Source organism: Chryseobacterium sp. BIGb0232 (assembly GCF_024810195.1).
Classification (GTDB): Bacteria; Bacteroidota; Bacteroidia; order Flavobacteriales; family Weeksellaceae; genus Chryseobacterium; species Chryseobacterium pennae.
Genome location: NZ_JANUEH010000003.1, coordinates 40249 through 55574 on the forward strand (window position 1 = coordinate 40249; position 15326 = coordinate 55574).

Sequence of the window (15326 nt, forward strand, 5' to 3'; positions counted from 1 at the left end):
GTGGCAGCTTTTGAAAATACCGATGGATTTACTATCATTCAGCAGTGGATGAAAGATAAGGATATGTCCCCATTTAAATTTCAGACCGATACATGGCGGAAATTCGGAAGCGGATACAGCGGTATGGTTGTTGCGCCTACAGGATTTGGGAAGACCTTTTCTGTTTTTTTAGCATTGGTCACCGATTTTCTCAACCATCCTGAAAGTTATAAAAAAGGGCTTAAAATGGTATGGATTACACCACTTCGGTCTTTATCCAAGGATATAGCCAAAGCCATGCAGGAAGCCATGGACGAAATCGGGTTAGATTGGGTGGTAGGTGTAAGAAATGGCGATACGGATCCTAAAGTCCGGCAGCAGCAGGTAAAAAAGATGCCTGAAATCCTTGTGGTAACCCCTGAAAGTCTCCACCTTCTGCTCGCTCAGAAAAACCATGAGAACTTTTTCAGGGATATGAAATCTGTTGTAGTGGATGAATGGCATGAATTACTAGGTTCAAAACGAGGTGTCATGATAGAACTGGGAATATCACAGCTTAGGAAATATGTCCCCAAAATAAAAATCTGGGGAATTACGGCTACCATTGGAAACCTGGATGAAGCAATGGATATTCTGATTCCATATGATATTAAGAAAACGAAAATCACAGCCAAAGAACATAAAAAAATAGATATTATCCCTGTCTTTCCGGATGAAGTTGAAATATTACCATGGGCCGGGCACCTTGGGCATAAACTCGCAGATAAAGTAGTTCCTATTATTTTAGACTCAAAATCTACCATTGTTTTTACCAATACAAGAAGTCAGAGTGAAATGTGGTATCAGCTATTATTGGACGCCTATCCTGATTTTGCAGGACAGATTGCAATCCATCACAGTTCCATTGATGCCCATTTAAGAATCTGGATCGAAGAAAACCTGAGCTCAGGAAAATTAAAAGCTGTTGTTTCCACTTCATCATTAGACCTTGGAATAGATTTTAAACCTGTTGATACAGTGATTCAGATCGGATCAGCAAAAGGAGTAGCCAGATTTCTTCAGCGGGCCGGACGCAGCGGGCACTCCCCTTTTGAAACCTCTAAGATCTATTGTGTTCCTACCCATTCTTTAGAATTGATTGAAGTATCCGCCTTAAAAGAAGCTGTAAAACAGAAAGTAGTGGAACCCAGAGAACCTGTGGTTCTGTGTTTTGATGTTTTGGTTCAGTTCCTGATGACTTTAGCTGTTGGAAACGGTTTTTATCCTGATGAAACCTACGAAAGAATTAAAAAAGTATATGCTTTTCAGGAAATCATGGAAGAAGAATGGAAAAGCATCCTTGAATTTCTCACCATTGGCGGCAGTGTTTTAAAAAACTATGAAGAGTTCCATAAAGTGGTGATTATGGAAGATGGTTTGTACAAGGTAACTTCCCGAAAAATAGCCATGCTTCACCGTATGAATATGGGAGTCATTGTTAGCGATGCCATGTTGAAGGTCAAGTTTATTTCCGGCGGTTATGTAGGAATGATTGAAGAATATTTTATTTCCAAGCTGAAAAAAGAAGAAAGGTTTATTCTGGCAGGCCGAACTCTGGAGGTAGCGATGATTAAAGATATGACCGTTTATGTAAGATCGGCAAAAGGAAAAGCTCTGGTTCCAAGTTATCTTGGCGGAAGGCTGCCTTTAAGTTCTGATCTTGGACATTTTTTAAGAGAAAAGCTTTCCCATGCTTTAAACCCGAAGGCTTCAGAAAAAGAATTGAAGTTCCTGCATCCGCTCTTAATCAATCAGGAAGAAAACTCTCATATTCCCCAGGAAAATGAATTTCTGGTGGAAATGATCAAAAACCGTGAAGGATATCATTTGTTTATGTACCCTTTCGAAGGTCGTCTGGTACATGAAGTGATGGCTGCATTAATTGCTTACCGTATCTCAAAATTAGCGCCTATTTCCTTTTCAATGGCAATGAACGATTACGGATTTGAATTGTTCAGTGATAAAGAAATTCCTTTGAATGATGATAATCTGCAACAGATCCTAACCAGGGATAACCTGATGAACGATGTGATTGCCAGCATCAATTCTGCTGAAATGGCAAGAAGAAAATTCAGAGATATTGCAGTGATTTCCGGGATGGTGATTCAAAATTATGCAGGGAAACAACGATCCAATAAATCATTACAGAGTTCAGCCGGATTGATTTTTAAAGTACTGGAGGACTATGATTCTGGGCATTTTTTAATCAGACAAGCCTACACCGAAGTTTTTAACATGCAGCTCCAGGAACAACGGCTTGTGGAAGCTTTTAAAAGAATTGAAAAATCTACGGTTATTTTAAAACATTCCCGTTCTTTTACTCCTTTAAGTTTCCCAATCAAGGTAGACAGCCTTAGACAGACCCTTTCCAGTGAAGGGCTGGATGCAAGAATTAAAAGAATGCTTAAACTTTGAAACCCCTTTACTGATGATCATTATCAGCTTTAAAGGGGTTAAAAAATGTTTCTTTTTATAGCGATAAAATTTCAATAATTTCGTAACTTAGAGTATCTTCTTAGAAGAGTAAAAAATTCAAATAATGGCAAAATTGTTTTTAGTCCGTCACGGACAGTCGCTCTGGAATCTTGAAAACAGATTCACGGGATGGCAGGATATCGATATTACAGAAACAGGAATTGAAGAAGCAAAAAATGTAGGAATTGCCTTAAAAAAAGAAAAAATAGACATTGCCTTTACTTCGGTATTACTCAGAGCAAAACATACCCTTTCCATCATTCTTGATGAAATAGGAAAACCCAATATTCCTATTGTGATGGATAAAGCTTTGAATGAACGCTCTTACGGAAATCTTGAAGGTCTTAATAAAGCCGAAACAGCATTGAAATACGGAGATGAACAGGTTTATACCTGGCGCCGCTCTTATGATGTGGCTCCACCGGGTGGAGAGAGCCTTAAAGATACTTATAACAGGGTGATTCCTTATTTCGAAAAGGAAATTGCTCCTCTCCTGAAAAAAGATGAAAATGTACTGATTGTTGCTCATGGAAATAGCCTTCGTGCACTCATCATGTATCTGGAGCACCTGTCTCCTGACGAAATTCTGGAAAGAGAAATTGCAACCGGAATTCCGATCACTTATATTTTTGATGAAAATTTTCATGTAAGCAGAAGAGAAGAATAATAATTATTATTAAAAGAACCTTGAGTACGAAACGTTACATTTTAATCCCAAAACCCTGAACTGATCCACCGTGTTTATAACCCTTAAAGAAATTACCATTCAGAATGAGGGCTTTACCCTTACCAATCAGCGTGCTGTATTTTGGAAAAAAGAAAAAGCTCTGATTCTTTCTGATCTCCATATAGGTAAAACGGCTCATTTCCGTAAAAACGGTATTGCAGTAGCCAATCATATTATGAAAAGTGATCTGCAGAGATTATCCGCATTGATTGAATATTTTCAGCCTGAAAAATTTATCGTTGTTGGCGATTTACTTCATGCCGGTGACAATTCTGATGTGGATGAATTTTGTCAATGGAGAAATCAGTATCCTGATTTACAGTTTTATCTTATTGAGGGAAATCATGACCGTATTTCAGAAGCCTTGGAGAAAAAGCTCTGTCTGGATTTTAAAGCCTCATTATTAGAATTGGGGATGTTTACTTTCATTCATGATTTTGATAAGGAAAGATCCGGGTTTCAGATCACCGGTCATATTCACCCTGGAGTTGTTTTAAATTCTGCTGTAAAAAGAATCAGACTTCCCTGTTTTGCAATTAGTGAAAACCAGCTGTTACTTCCCGCATTCAGTGAATTTACAGGTTTGGACACGAAAAATCTTCCTAAAAACAGCAGGTTTTTTGTGTTTACTGATGCTGAGATTTATGAAGTTTGATTTTTTAAATGAAAGAGTTTAATTTCTAAATACCTACTATAATTTGATAAGTTACAATTCTGATCAGTGATTATAAAAAAATTATAAGGAGATTTAAGATCTCCTTTTTATATTACCAGTCGTTACTTGTTTCGTGCTTTTTGTTCATTGCTTCCTTTAGATCTTTTATATTCAGCTGCACATTCATGTCAATTACATCCTTTAAATCGTTCCATGCTTTTTCATTTGGCTCTCCCCAAGTGGGCTTTGGCGCTTTTTCAGCAGTAGTTATAATACCATAGTCCGTTTTCCTGCATCCATAGCCTCCAGAGCCTTGATGATCAAATGTGTGAAACGAATATTTATACTTCCCATCTTTCAGGTAAATACTTAATGTTAGCCTAATAGGTCCTTCAACACATCCAGATCCAAAATAACTTTTCTTATTCCTATATTCTATTATTCCACTGGCACTAATTTCTCCAAGAACTTTATCCTCAACTTCAACTGAACTTGTTTTTTTATTAAAATTACTACCAATCCAATTTCGTGCGCGGTTGTATAATTCATCTTTCGTTGCTGTAGAATCTACAGTAACTACTTCTTCATATTTTAACTCCTGCCCACTTAGTAAGGTTCCAAAAAGTAGCACTCCAATCATTAATATATTTTTCATCTTACCAATCGTTATTAGTTTCATTTGATTTCTTCATTACATCTATTAATTGAGCTATTAATAATTTAATTTTCGCTCCAGTCTTTTCTTCAGTTGTTATTGAATTTTTGCCTGATTTGAAATTCTGCCCTGCCCAAGTTCTTGCTCTGCTAAAAAGTTCTTCTTTTGTTAAACTTGAATCCGTTTGAATGACTTCCTCAAATTTTAATTCCTGAGAAAACACAATAATGCTGAAAAACAAAATTGGAAACGCATAAAGTCTTTTCATGTATTAATTTTTCCACAAATATAGAAATATAAGTTATTTACAATTTCACGGTTTATCGTAAATCTTTATTTATGATAGGTTTAAAAGAAATTTCATTTAAGAGTTATCTGTTATATTGTGAATTAATAAATGCATAAAATACATAGTGAAATATTATAGATTAATAGTATTTTCACAACCTATTGTAAAACAATTACTATGAAAAAATTAGTTACTTTAAGTACTGTTATTGTATTTTCGTTTCATTTCTACTCTTCTGAGCGGACAGGAAATATTATTTCGCAGGAGACAGTCACAAAAATTGATACAAAACAAAAATTCAAAAGCAAGGCTTCAAATACAAATGAGGTCGTTGATCCAACAAAATCAGATAAACCTTGGTAGTATTTTTAATATCATCTATTAATTAGTATTTTTACACCTTAATATAAAACAATTACCATGAAAAAACTAGTTATTTTAGTAGCAAGTATTGCTATCGTATTTGCACTTCACTCCTGCTCTTCTGAACGAGATGAAAATGTTACTCCGAAAGATGCGGCCATGAAAATTGATGCGAATTTAAGTAAACAAGGGGTAAAAATAGATTCCACTAAAATAAAATTATCTACTTCTAAGGGGACAGAACCCATCAAACCTGATAATCCAGACGAGACCATTGATCCAACAAAACCAGACAGACCAAGATTGTAAGATTATATCATTAGCTTAGTCAAAATCAACTTATTGATTCCTATAACTTTACTGCCCTTAAAATAAAGCAGCATAATAATATAAACTTTGCGTCAAGTTAAAATAAATCAGGGCAGATCGAAGATCTGCCCTGATTTATTTATTATATCTTTATTTTTCTATCATAAAATGATTGTTTAACTTTCTTCCTCATTCAGCCATACTACTTTCTGTACAGATGAATGTTCCTGCCCTATAATTTCTCTGTAAAGTTCCGGTCTTCTTGCATTCAGATATCTGTATCCTCCTGCCTGAGTAAGTTTTTCAGGAATAATAACAGCCGATTCAAAACTATCCTCAAACGAACAACATTCTGCAATAACATCACCAAAAGGATCAATAATCATAGAACATCCATTTTTAAGCTGGTCATCATCCATCCCAATAGGATTTGAAAAAACAATATAAGCTCCATTGTCATAAGCCCTGGCGGGAAGCCATTTCATCAGCCAGTCTCTCCCTTTCATTCCATTAAATTCCAGACGTAAAGACGTAGGATCTTCTACCCTGTTCTCCCAAAGCTGGGGATCTACAAAACCCGCTCCCGGTCTTGTGGAAGGCGTACACATGGTAACATGAGGCATAAAAATAATATCAGCACCCAGAAGTCTGGTCGCTCTTACATTTTCAATAATATTATTATCATAGCAGATCAGAATACCGCATTTCCATCCCAGAATTTCAAATACACAATATTCATTACCCGGACTAAGATGAGGATTGATAAAAGGATGTAATTTTCTGTATTTTGCCTTCAATCCTGTTTTATCTACGCATACATACGCTTTGAAAAGATTGTTATTTTCATCCTTTTCAAAAAGTCCTGCCAGAATTGTGATATTATATTGATTCGCGATCTGCTGTAGCCTTTGAATACTTTCACCATCAGGAATAAACTCAGCAATATCCAGAAGCTGATCTTTGGAAAGTTTTCGGGCAAAAGTATATCCTGTGATGGAACATTCGTGAAAAACAATTACATCAGAGCCCTCGTAAGAAGCTTTTTGAGCTAGTTTTTCAATAACAGATAAGTTATATTCCTTATCTCCACTTTTGTTTTCAAACTGTGCCGTTGAAATTTTAATATTCATTGTTTTTTTTCAGCAAATCTATTTCAGTCTGCCAAAGAAAAATTGTATAAAACCGACATGAGGATTATAATTCAATAAAGTTGACCGCCATTTTATTTTTCGTTTTAGCATATTGTCCCGGAGTTAATCCCACATTTTTTTTAAATTCTCGGATCAGATGGGATTGGTCGGAATACCCTGCATAATAAGAAAGCAAAGTCATATTTTCATTAGTCATTCCTTGATTTATAAGACTTAGGAAATAATGAAGCCGGATAATATTACTGTATTTTTTAGGAGATAGTCCTATAGAATCTTCAAATTTCCGTTCCAGATGACGTTCAGAGTATCCGGTGAATTTTTCCAGATCTTTTGAAGGGACAACACCTTTATGCTGAAGGATATATTGCTGAACAGCAGCTATTAAATGGTAATCGGGGCCAACTTCCTCAAATAAAAATTTCATAAAGAAGGCATTCAGATCAGCAATAAGGGTCAAAGGATCTGTTTTATAAAAAAGTTTTTCCTGAAAAGGCTGGAACTTATCTTTCAATACATCTTCAACAGAAATAATTTGGTTTCTGACCTCTTTTGCAGAAATTTTCAGGAGAATATTTAAAAAGTAAGGTTGAAAAACGACGGCTATGAATGAAAATGTACCTTTTGAATAAAAATCTTTATAGCTGTTCAAACTTCCGTAAAAAAATGAAAGGGGCATTTGGTCTCCGGAAAGATGAGAATACAGATGCATATTAGCAGATAAAATCAATCCGGTACTGCCATCAGTAAATAACCTGACGTTCTTGATATCCTTTTCATTGCTTTCCAAAAAGAGATAATGCCGGATGAAGGGGGCCAGATATTTTGGAGGTGAAATCTGCATATTCAAATGTACGTAAAATTTTTACCACAGAATGCTGATAATATGGAAGAAAATGCAACAAATTAGAATGTATTATTGTCAAGGATTCATAATATTTTTTTAGCCACGGATACACGAATAAAATCATAATGTACTCTAAGATGTATGTAAATTATATCTTGTTAAATTTACAAAAGATTCATCTCTTTTTATAACAGCAAATATTCTGTATATAAGTTTACAGGATACAGCATTAATAAAAGTCTGCGGAACTCTTGCTGAGAATCTTTGATTTTCTTGCGCCTTAAAATAGGCATATTGTTTAAAATCTTTGCGACCTTGCGTTTTCCAACAATTACAAAAAATTTGTAAAGTATATGTTAAACTTAAGCACAGGTACCACATTTTTATCCCATTTGGTCAGGTATTTGAATGTTTTAACAGATATGATTCTATTTTCTATAGAACTCTTTACTATTCAACCAATCACTTAAAATATAATACGATGTCAACACACAATTTAACCCATCTCGAAGCGATTAGAAAGATCAAAGAACTGTCAGAAAATGCTAAAATATGTATGTTTTGTACGGAACTGGAAACGGTACCTGTCAATTCCCGACCTATGACCTTACAGGAGACAGATGACAGCGGAAACCTCTGGTTTATCAGTAGTGGAACCAGCAATAAGAATTTTGAAATAAAAGAAGACCGGAGAGTACAACTGTTTTTCATGAACAATAAAGACGCTCAGTATCTTTCAGTATATGGAAAAGCTTCTGTTTATAAAGATAAACAAACAATAGAAGAAAAATGGTCACCTCTTGCAAAAGCCTGGTTTGACGGAAAAGATGACCCCAATGTTACCATCATCCGTGTAGAACCTAAAGAAACCTATTATTGGGATACCAAAGCTGGGAAACTGGTAAGCCTCTTTAGTTTTGTGGCTTCAGCAATAACAGGCCATAAAACTAATAATGCTGATGGTGTAGAAGGAAATGCTATAATTTAATACCATAAAAAACGGCCCAGTAAATTGGGCCGTTTATACAATATTAATAATGCTAATTTTTCACATCTTCTATAGAGGCTCCAAAATTAATATGAAGAACGTTTCCGCCAGGTGTTACCAAAGCAGGTACAGACTTCACCCCTGCTTTTTCGGCCTCTTCAATTTTATTTTTTTCATTACCCAAGTGGATAATTTCAACATTTTCTAACCCTATAAGGCTGATAATATCATGTTCTGCACTGATACATACAGGACATCCTGCATGATAAAAAATGGATTTTTTCATAAGATTGTACTAATTAATAAGGGTTTTCATAATATTTTTTAATTCTTCTGTTTCTTTTTCATGTAAAGGTTTTAAAGGACTTCTCAAATTCCCGCCATCTTCACCCAGAATATTCAGACCAGATTTCACAGCTCGTGGCAATCCTTTGCTGACAATGAATTTTAAAAGATCGAACTGTTGATAGAAAATAGTTTTTGCTTTCTCAAGATTACCCTCTTCAACCGCATTATACAGACTGATAGTAAGCTCAGGAATAAGATTGGGTGCGGCAGTACACCAGCCTCTTGCACCAGCAGAAAATGCAGCCAGAGCCAAAGGGTTTGAACCGTTATAAAAAGCCACGTCCTCTCCCAGTTCTCTTCTCAGATAATGCATTCTCTGAATATCTCCTGTACTTTCTTTAATCATGGTTACATTAGGAATTTCAAGCAGTCTTTTCAAAAGAGATGGAGACATATCTACTCCACTTGTTGCCGGATTATTGTAAGCCATAATCGGGATAGAAATCTTACGGGCAACAGCATCATAATGCGTTACAATTTCATCATCTGTGAGTTTCCAGTAACTCATAGGAATAATCATCACTGCATCAGCCCCTGCATTCTCCGCAAATTGAGCATGATGAACCGTTTTCTCTGTGGTAAGATTGGAAACCCCTACAAGAGTCGGGATTCTTCCTTTTACCTGTTGTAACGTCGCTTCTGTAACCTCTTCCTTTTCTTCATCAGACAGATAGGGCATTACCCCTGTACTTCCCAATGGAGCAATACCGTGGCTTCCTGAAGTAATCAGTCTTTCTACCAAGCGTTTGAAAAGAGGAATATCTACTTTTTCATTTTCATCAAAAGGTGTTATGGGATAAGCTATAATCCCTTTAAATGGCACATTTTTCATGTTTTGTTTGTTTAAAAATTAAAAATAATTAACCATTAAGAGAGGTTTAAGTCTAGGTAAAATTTCACTTTGAAAAAAAATCATATCCGTGGTCAGTAAAATCGGCAAAGATGGTCTCTTAATGGTTTAAATCATTGGGATTAAAGATCCCTGCCTTCTTCTTCTCTCAGCGCAACTCCTAAGTTTTGCAGTTGAGGAGCGTTCTCACAGGCAATATATTTTGCAGGTTCCGTATTGCTCAGGTTTTGGTGCTTATGCCATGCCCATGAGGGAATATAAACGGCATCTCCGGCTTCCCAATGTACTTTTTCATCTTCCACTTCTGTCCAGCCTTTTCCTTCCATAACAAACAATACAGTTTCGTAAGTATGGCGATGTCTGTTGGTTTGCTGTCCCGGAAGTAAGCCACCAATTGTCATACTTACATTTTTGCTTGGAAGATCTACAAAGAAAACCGGATGCTTTCTTTCTGTTGAAAACTGATTATGCTCTCCTGCGTTTTCTACATTTTTATGAATTAAATGGCCAGGCTTTACATACTTTGGTCTTGCATACGTTTCGTGAAAGTCTTTTGAACTGAACTCTTTTTTGTCCATGATTTTAAAATTTTAAAGTTCTGTGCTTTATTGCATGACAAAATTATTCTATATTTGGACTGTTTAAATGATTCAGTTTTTATATAAATAGATAGTCCAGATGTTACGACCTTGGAAATTAGAATTCGAAATTGATAAAAAGCTTGATAAAGCAGTTTATCTACAAATTGCAGATACCCTTATTGCAGATATCCGTTCAGGAAGACTGAAGCCCGGTGATGCCCTTCCAGGCAGCAGAAATCTGGCAATGATGCTGAAAATTAATAGAAATACGGTGGTGGAAGCTTATCAGGTTTTACTCAATGAAGAATGGGTAATTTCTAAAGAAAGAAAAGGCATCTTTGTTTCAGAACAGCTTCCTGCTTTGCATGAAAAAAGGATAAGAAGAGCTTCTGATGCTTTGGATCATCCCACAACTGTTCAAGGTGTTATGATTAATTTCGATGATGGTCACCCAGACAGCAAAATAGCTCCTGTTACCGAACTGGCAAGAGCTTATCGACAGATCTTCGGAATCAAAGCGAAATGGCAGATGATGGGATACGGAGATGAGCATGGAGATATAGAATTCAGAAAAATGATTTCCCAGATGCTGAACCATCAACGGGGCATGCAGATTAATGAACATGAAATATCCATTACAAGAGGAAGCCAGATGGCAATGTTTCTGACAGCTCAGAGTCTTTTAACTGCCGGGGACTGCATTATTGTAGAAGATCCGGGTTATCAGCCGGCATGGCAGGCTTTTGAGTACGCAGGAGCAAAGCTTCTGCCTGTGCCTGTAGATGAAAACGGTATTCATGTAGAGGTTATAGAAAAGCTTTTAACCCAGCATAAGAATATCAAAGCCATTTATATCACTCCTCACAGGCAGTATCCTACAATGGTTACTTTAAGCTTATCAAGACGACTAAAACTGATTGAGCTTGCTAATCAACATAATATTACCATTATCGAAGATGATTATGATAATGAATTTCATTTCGGATATCGCCCTATCCTGCCTATTTCAAGCTTTCCTGAACTCAGTAATTATGTCTATGTAGGAACCTTAAGTAAGGTGGTAGCTCCGGCATTAAGGATTGGCTATCTGGCAACAAAGAACCTGGATTTACTGCGAAAAATAGGAAGCTTAAGAAAGATCATTGATGTACATGGAGATGTTATCATGGAACAGGCCGTTTTGCAGCTCATCAAAGAAGGAGCGGTAAAGAAACACATCAGAAAAGCAACAGCTCACTATAAAAATAAAAGAGATTTTGTATATGGTCTTTTAACTAAATATATGAAAGTGGTTGCCCATTTTACTCTACCTGAAGGCGGATTGGCATTTTGGATTATTCCAAAAGAAACATTAGATTGGGATAAAGTGACGGCATTACTCTTGGAAAAAAACATCAAGATCATTCATCCAAAACAATACAGCAGGAATTATATCAATGGGTTCAGATTAAGCTATGGTTCAGTCTCAGAAGAACAGCTGGAACAAAGCATACCGATTATAGCTGAAATCTTTAAACAGTTTTCTTAATAGAAGTTCTCGCAGATCCCGCAAATAATACGGATCTTATTCTTCTGCTTTATAATTTCATGATTATTATTTTACATAATCATCTGTGCCAATCCGTGAAATCTGTGGTTAAAAATCTACTGAATCAGCAAGATCCGCAAGATATAAAAAAGTCTCGCAGATCCTGCAAATAACGCAGATCTTATTCTTCTGTTTTATAATTTCATGATTATTATTTTACATAATCATCTGTGCCAATCCGTGAAATCCGTGGTTGAAAATCTGCGGAATCAGCAAGATCTGCGAGATACAAAAAAATAGCGCAAATACATAAGATCTGCGCTATCAGCTAGTTATATTTTTATTCACATCATCTGTGAAATCCGCGAGAAAACAACTACTCCACTTCAAAAACAGCCTGAATCTCCACGGAAGAATTCACAGGAATAGAAGAAGCTCCAAATGTTGCTCTCGCGTGCTTTCCTTTATCACCAAAAACCTCAGCTGTAAGGTTAGAAGCTATGTTCATCAGATCCGCATGTTGGGTATAATCATCTTTTGTATTGAAGATGCCGGTAAGCTGTACACATTGTTTTACTCTGCCCAGATCACCGCCTACAGCTTCGTTAAGAACAGACAGAACATTCAGCATAGTAGCTTTGGTAGCCTCTTTTACCTGTTGTTCGGTAACATCTACCCCTAACTTTCCTGGATTTAAGATCTTTCCGTCTTTTAAAGCAACCTGATTGATGAAAACAAGGTTTCCGGAACGTACAAAGGGCTGGTAGCTTCCTGCAGGTTTGGGAACTTGTGGAAGAACAATATTCTTTTGTTTTAAAATTTCATTAAAATTCTGGTGATTTTCAACGATGGAAGTTGTTTTTTTCGGACGGGTATCTTTCAACGCCAATGATACTTTTGCAAAATTTCTCCCCTGAAGTTCGGCCAGAGTTCTCTCTCCTTTGGTAGGGCGTTCAACATCTTTCAGAGAAGCCATTGTGGTAATTCCTAATACCGAATTTCCTTGTGGAATAGCTTTATTAAGCTCTTCAGTTCCGCGGATACCATTAGAAACTAAAATCATTCCATGCACGGCAAGGCTGTTCCAGAAGGCCTGAAGAGCCAATTCTTTTCCTGCCCCGCTTCCTGCAGACATAAAAACGCTTGCAGGAACTCCTTCCAAAGCATGATTGGTCCAAAGCGGAACGGTTTTAGATAAAAACTCACTCATGCCAGTACTGATATTTCCGAAATAAACTGGTGATCCGAAAGCAATTCCATCATAACTAGGAAGTTCATCTATGGTTGCAACAGGAAGGCCCTTTAAGCTTGGATTCTGCGATGGCTTTACCAGTTTGATATAAGAAGTTGCGTTGTTCTCACTCTCAATGCCCTTGGCAATTTCCTTTGCAAGTTCATAAGTTCCACCGTTATCTGAATGGATAAGAACCAATATTTTAGCTTTATTCTGTGCCATAATCTGTGTGGTGTTAAATAGTAAAATTAAAATAAAAAAAGAACATATTTTTTTCATTCTGAAGAGTATATAAATTAATAATACAAAATTAATAATGGCGTTTTTATTAAATTTGCCAAAAAATATATACAAAACGACAGTATGAAATGCGGCCTGATTGAAAAAACAGAGAGCCAGTTTGTAGACACCATTGAAAAAGAAGCGTATGTTTGGTGTGAAAAAGACTGGAAACATGATGATTATGAGCACGTTCACAATCGTGCTCAGTTAACTTTTGTGGAAGATGGCTATCAGTATTTTCATATTGATCAGAAAATCTACCTTGTTCCCCAGCATCATGTAATCTGGATTCCTTCCGGAAGAGCCCATAAAATTACTTCCGAAGCAAAAACGGTTAATCTAATGGCTTTTTTATTTAAATCGGTGTTCGAAGAAGAGTTCTATCAGAATGTCCACGTATTTGCGGTTCCTCCCGTTTTAAAAGAAATGTTGCTTTATGCTTCAAAATGGAACCAATCATTGGTTGAAAATGAAGAGCAGGATATTTTCTTTAAAGCAATTCTAAGAAGTCTTCCTAACTTTTGTAAAGAAAGTAATGGTTTGGAAATTCCTATACCCAAAGACACCAGACTGATTCCTGTGTGTAATGATATCAATTCCAGTTTTAAATATAACCTGGATATTGATGCTCTCGCGGCTAAGGCTCAGATGTCAATTCGAAGTCTGCAGAGAATTTTTAAGAATGAAACAGGAATTACCCTGCAAAAATACCTTCAGCTGACCCGGATTTTAAAAAGTATTGAGTTAATTGATATGCAACAGTTTACTTTAAGTGAAGTGGCATATAAAGTAGGTTATCAAAGTCTTTCTGCCTTTACCTCATCGTATTTTGCTGTGATGAAAGCAAAACCTAAAGTGCCAAAAAGCTAAAGCTTTTATATTGCTGATTCTGCTTCAGTTTTTAAAAGAAAATTTATTTTAAAATTAAAAGCCTGTTGAGCTCACTTTTAAAGCATCCTAAAATAAACTCTGTATAATAAAGCTGGGCATTCAGAGCTTGAGTTTTGGGATGTAGTTCCAGTTTTTTAGTAAGAATGATCTCTCCTTTATAGGAAAATGAGAAATAGGCAAAGATTTTATAGGATGAGTTGCGGATTGGGGTACAATAGCCCGTTGTAGAAATAGACCAACCAGTCAGATTCAAAAAGATTAGCTACCTGTAATGCCATGGTTTTTGCAACATTTTCCGAAACGCATTCGCATTCCTCAGCCTCTTTCTTGTTTACTTTTAATAATCTTACTTTTTCTGGTAAAGTATAGGTAGTCATTCCACCTTTGTATAGTAAAGAAGCATTAGGCATTTGTGAAAAAGCCAGTTGTAAACATCCTGATGTTACACTTTCAGCGACAGAAATGGTTTCATCTGCCGTCATCAGGCAATGGCTTATATAGTCGAGAAGATTTTTTTGAAATTCCATAACATTATTATTTAAAAAATTTGATTAGGGTTTCTGCACATTTATTTTTAAAGGTCATGGAGATAAAAATTACTTTTGGCTAGCTACCACAACAATTTCAGGATCTATAAAGGTAAAAAGTGCTCTTTTATAATAAATATATTGAAGAGGATTGGTGTGAAGGTGTTTTTATAGGTAATTAAAAGAAACACTGTTTATTTCTTACCATGTTCCAGCATATTAAGCAGTTTATTAATAGATTCTTCTTCTTTCAATACTTTATAATAAGCAGTTTTGGCATATAAAGTAAAGGATGGATTGTCAATTCTTATTTCAGTATCCATATCAGAAATAACTATTACATTTCTAATATGAAATTCACGGATATGCAGAATATATTCTTTTATATAGTTATCAATAGTATTTTTTAATATCTCACATTTTGCATTTTTTTTCACCTTTTCTAAAGACTTAATCAGAAAGGCTGTCACTCCATATGAATTGATAATACTCGGAAATAAAGACTCATTTTCAATCACATTATTTTTATCATTCAGTTCAGAATGCTGTAAAGTGTCATTTTCAAATACCATATATAAAAAGTTATTAGTTGTTAGAATTGGTTATTGTTT

18 protein-coding genes are annotated in these 15326 nt (G+C 35.8%); 8 read left to right on the forward strand and 10 right to left on the reverse strand.

The window, feature by feature from the left end:
* From M2372_RS09770 to pdeM, 3 genes are all read left to right on the forward strand, one after another.
* On the forward strand, positions 1 to 2433 hold the full coding sequence (locus tag M2372_RS09770) for a ligase-associated DNA damage response DEXH box helicase (RefSeq protein WP_123319147.1): 2433 nt from the start codon (positions 1 to 3) through the stop codon (positions 2431 to 2433).
* Between the two features lie 124 nt (positions 2434 to 2557).
* Positions 2558 to 3160: a 2,3-diphosphoglycerate-dependent phosphoglycerate mutase gene (locus tag M2372_RS09775; protein WP_123319148.1), complete on the forward strand. Its 603-nt coding sequence runs from the start codon at positions 2558 to 2560 to the stop codon at positions 3158 to 3160.
* 70 nt (positions 3161 to 3230) lie between these two features.
* Positions 3231 to 3875, forward strand: a complete 645-nt coding sequence (gene pdeM, locus M2372_RS09780; RefSeq protein ID WP_123319149.1) for a ligase-associated DNA damage response endonuclease PdeM — start codon at positions 3231 to 3233, stop codon at positions 3873 to 3875.
* A gap of 112 nt (positions 3876 to 3987) precedes the next feature.
* Here the strand turns inward: pdeM and M2372_RS09785 are convergent, their stop codons facing one another.
* Together M2372_RS09785 and M2372_RS09790 are read right to left on the reverse strand one after the other, a co-directional pair.
* Positions 3988 to 4530, reverse strand: coding sequence for a DUF4468 domain-containing protein (locus M2372_RS09785; protein ID WP_185018784.1), 543 nt, complete (start codon positions 4528 to 4530; stop codon positions 3988 to 3990).
* 1 nt (position 4531) lies between these two features.
* Positions 4532 to 4798, reverse strand: a complete 267-nt coding sequence (locus M2372_RS09790) for a DUF4468 domain-containing protein (protein ID WP_123319151.1) — start codon at positions 4796 to 4798, stop codon at positions 4532 to 4534.
* A 198-nt stretch (positions 4799 to 4996) separates the two neighbouring features.
* On the opposite strand from M2372_RS09790, the gene M2372_RS09795 reads away from it, so the two are divergent.
* Positions 4997 to 5182 (forward strand): hypothetical protein, encoded by a 186-nt coding sequence (locus M2372_RS09795; protein ID WP_123319152.1) that lies wholly within the window; start codon positions 4997 to 4999, stop codon positions 5180 to 5182.
* Between the two features lie 57 nt (positions 5183 to 5239).
* Positions 5240 to 5491 carry a hypothetical protein gene (locus M2372_RS09800; protein WP_123319153.1) on the forward strand — a complete coding sequence of 84 codons (252 nt, stop codon included), beginning with the start codon at positions 5240 to 5242 and terminating at the stop codon, positions 5489 to 5491.
* A 176-nt stretch (positions 5492 to 5667) separates the two neighbouring features.
* Here M2372_RS09800 and M2372_RS09805 read toward each other — a convergent pair whose 3' ends face one another.
* Complete coding sequence (locus M2372_RS09805; RefSeq protein WP_123319154.1) at positions 5668 to 6621, reverse strand: nitrilase family protein; 954 nt, start codon at positions 6619 to 6621, stop codon at positions 5668 to 5670.
* 64 nt (positions 6622 to 6685) lie between these two features.
* Positions 6686 to 7483, reverse strand: a complete 798-nt coding sequence (locus M2372_RS09810; RefSeq protein ID WP_123319155.1) for an AraC family transcriptional regulator — start codon at positions 7481 to 7483, stop codon at positions 6686 to 6688.
* 484 nt (positions 7484 to 7967) lie between these two features.
* Between M2372_RS09810 and M2372_RS09815 the strand changes: the two genes are divergently transcribed.
* Positions 7968 to 8474 (forward strand): pyridoxamine 5'-phosphate oxidase family protein, encoded by a 507-nt coding sequence (locus M2372_RS09815; RefSeq protein WP_123319156.1) that lies wholly within the window; start codon positions 7968 to 7970, stop codon positions 8472 to 8474.
* 52 nt (positions 8475 to 8526) lie between these two features.
* Here the strand turns inward: M2372_RS09815 and M2372_RS09820 are convergent, their stop codons facing one another.
* The 3 genes from M2372_RS09820 to M2372_RS09830 all read right to left on the reverse strand — a co-directional run bounded on the left by M2372_RS09820 (position 8527) and on the right by M2372_RS09830 (position 10250).
* Positions 8527 to 8760 carry a thioredoxin family protein gene (locus tag M2372_RS09820; RefSeq protein WP_123319157.1) on the reverse strand — a complete coding sequence of 78 codons (234 nt, stop codon included), beginning with the start codon at positions 8758 to 8760 and terminating at the stop codon, positions 8527 to 8529.
* Between the two features lie 9 nt (positions 8761 to 8769).
* Positions 8770 to 9654 (reverse strand): dihydrodipicolinate synthase family protein, encoded by an 885-nt coding sequence (locus M2372_RS09825; protein WP_115972519.1) that lies wholly within the window; start codon positions 9652 to 9654, stop codon positions 8770 to 8772.
* Positions 9655 to 9794: 140 nt separating this feature from the next.
* Positions 9795 to 10250, reverse strand: coding sequence for a cupin domain-containing protein (locus M2372_RS09830; RefSeq protein ID WP_123319158.1), 456 nt, complete (start codon positions 10248 to 10250; stop codon positions 9795 to 9797).
* A 100-nt stretch (positions 10251 to 10350) separates the two neighbouring features.
* On the opposite strand from M2372_RS09830, the gene M2372_RS09835 reads away from it, so the two are divergent.
* Positions 10351 to 11781: a PLP-dependent aminotransferase family protein gene (locus tag M2372_RS09835; RefSeq protein WP_123319159.1), complete on the forward strand. Its 1431-nt coding sequence runs from the start codon at positions 10351 to 10353 to the stop codon at positions 11779 to 11781.
* A gap of 376 nt (positions 11782 to 12157) precedes the next feature.
* On the opposite strand, the gene M2372_RS09840 is transcribed toward M2372_RS09835, so the two are convergent.
* The gene (locus M2372_RS09840) at positions 12158 to 13294 is read right to left on the reverse strand and encodes an Atu1372/SO_1960 family protein (protein WP_123319160.1); all 1137 of its coding nucleotides are present in this window, start codon (positions 13292 to 13294) and stop codon (positions 12158 to 12160) included.
* 84 nt (positions 13295 to 13378) lie between these two features.
* Here M2372_RS09840 and M2372_RS09845 point away from each other — a divergent pair, with 84 nt between their 5' ends.
* The gene (locus tag M2372_RS09845) at positions 13379 to 14167 is read left to right on the forward strand and encodes an AraC family transcriptional regulator (protein ID WP_228455684.1); all 789 of its coding nucleotides are present in this window, start codon (positions 13379 to 13381) and stop codon (positions 14165 to 14167) included.
* Between the two features lie 206 nt (positions 14168 to 14373).
* On the opposite strand, the gene M2372_RS09850 is transcribed toward M2372_RS09845, so the two are convergent.
* Positions 14374 to 14715, reverse strand: coding sequence for a CinA family protein (locus M2372_RS09850; protein WP_228455685.1), 342 nt, complete (start codon positions 14713 to 14715; stop codon positions 14374 to 14376).
* A 194-nt stretch (positions 14716 to 14909) separates the two neighbouring features.
* Positions 14910 to 15287 (reverse strand): hypothetical protein, encoded by a 378-nt coding sequence (locus M2372_RS09855; RefSeq protein WP_123319162.1) that lies wholly within the window; start codon positions 15285 to 15287, stop codon positions 14910 to 14912.
* Between the last annotated feature and the right edge of the window lie 39 nt (positions 15288 to 15326).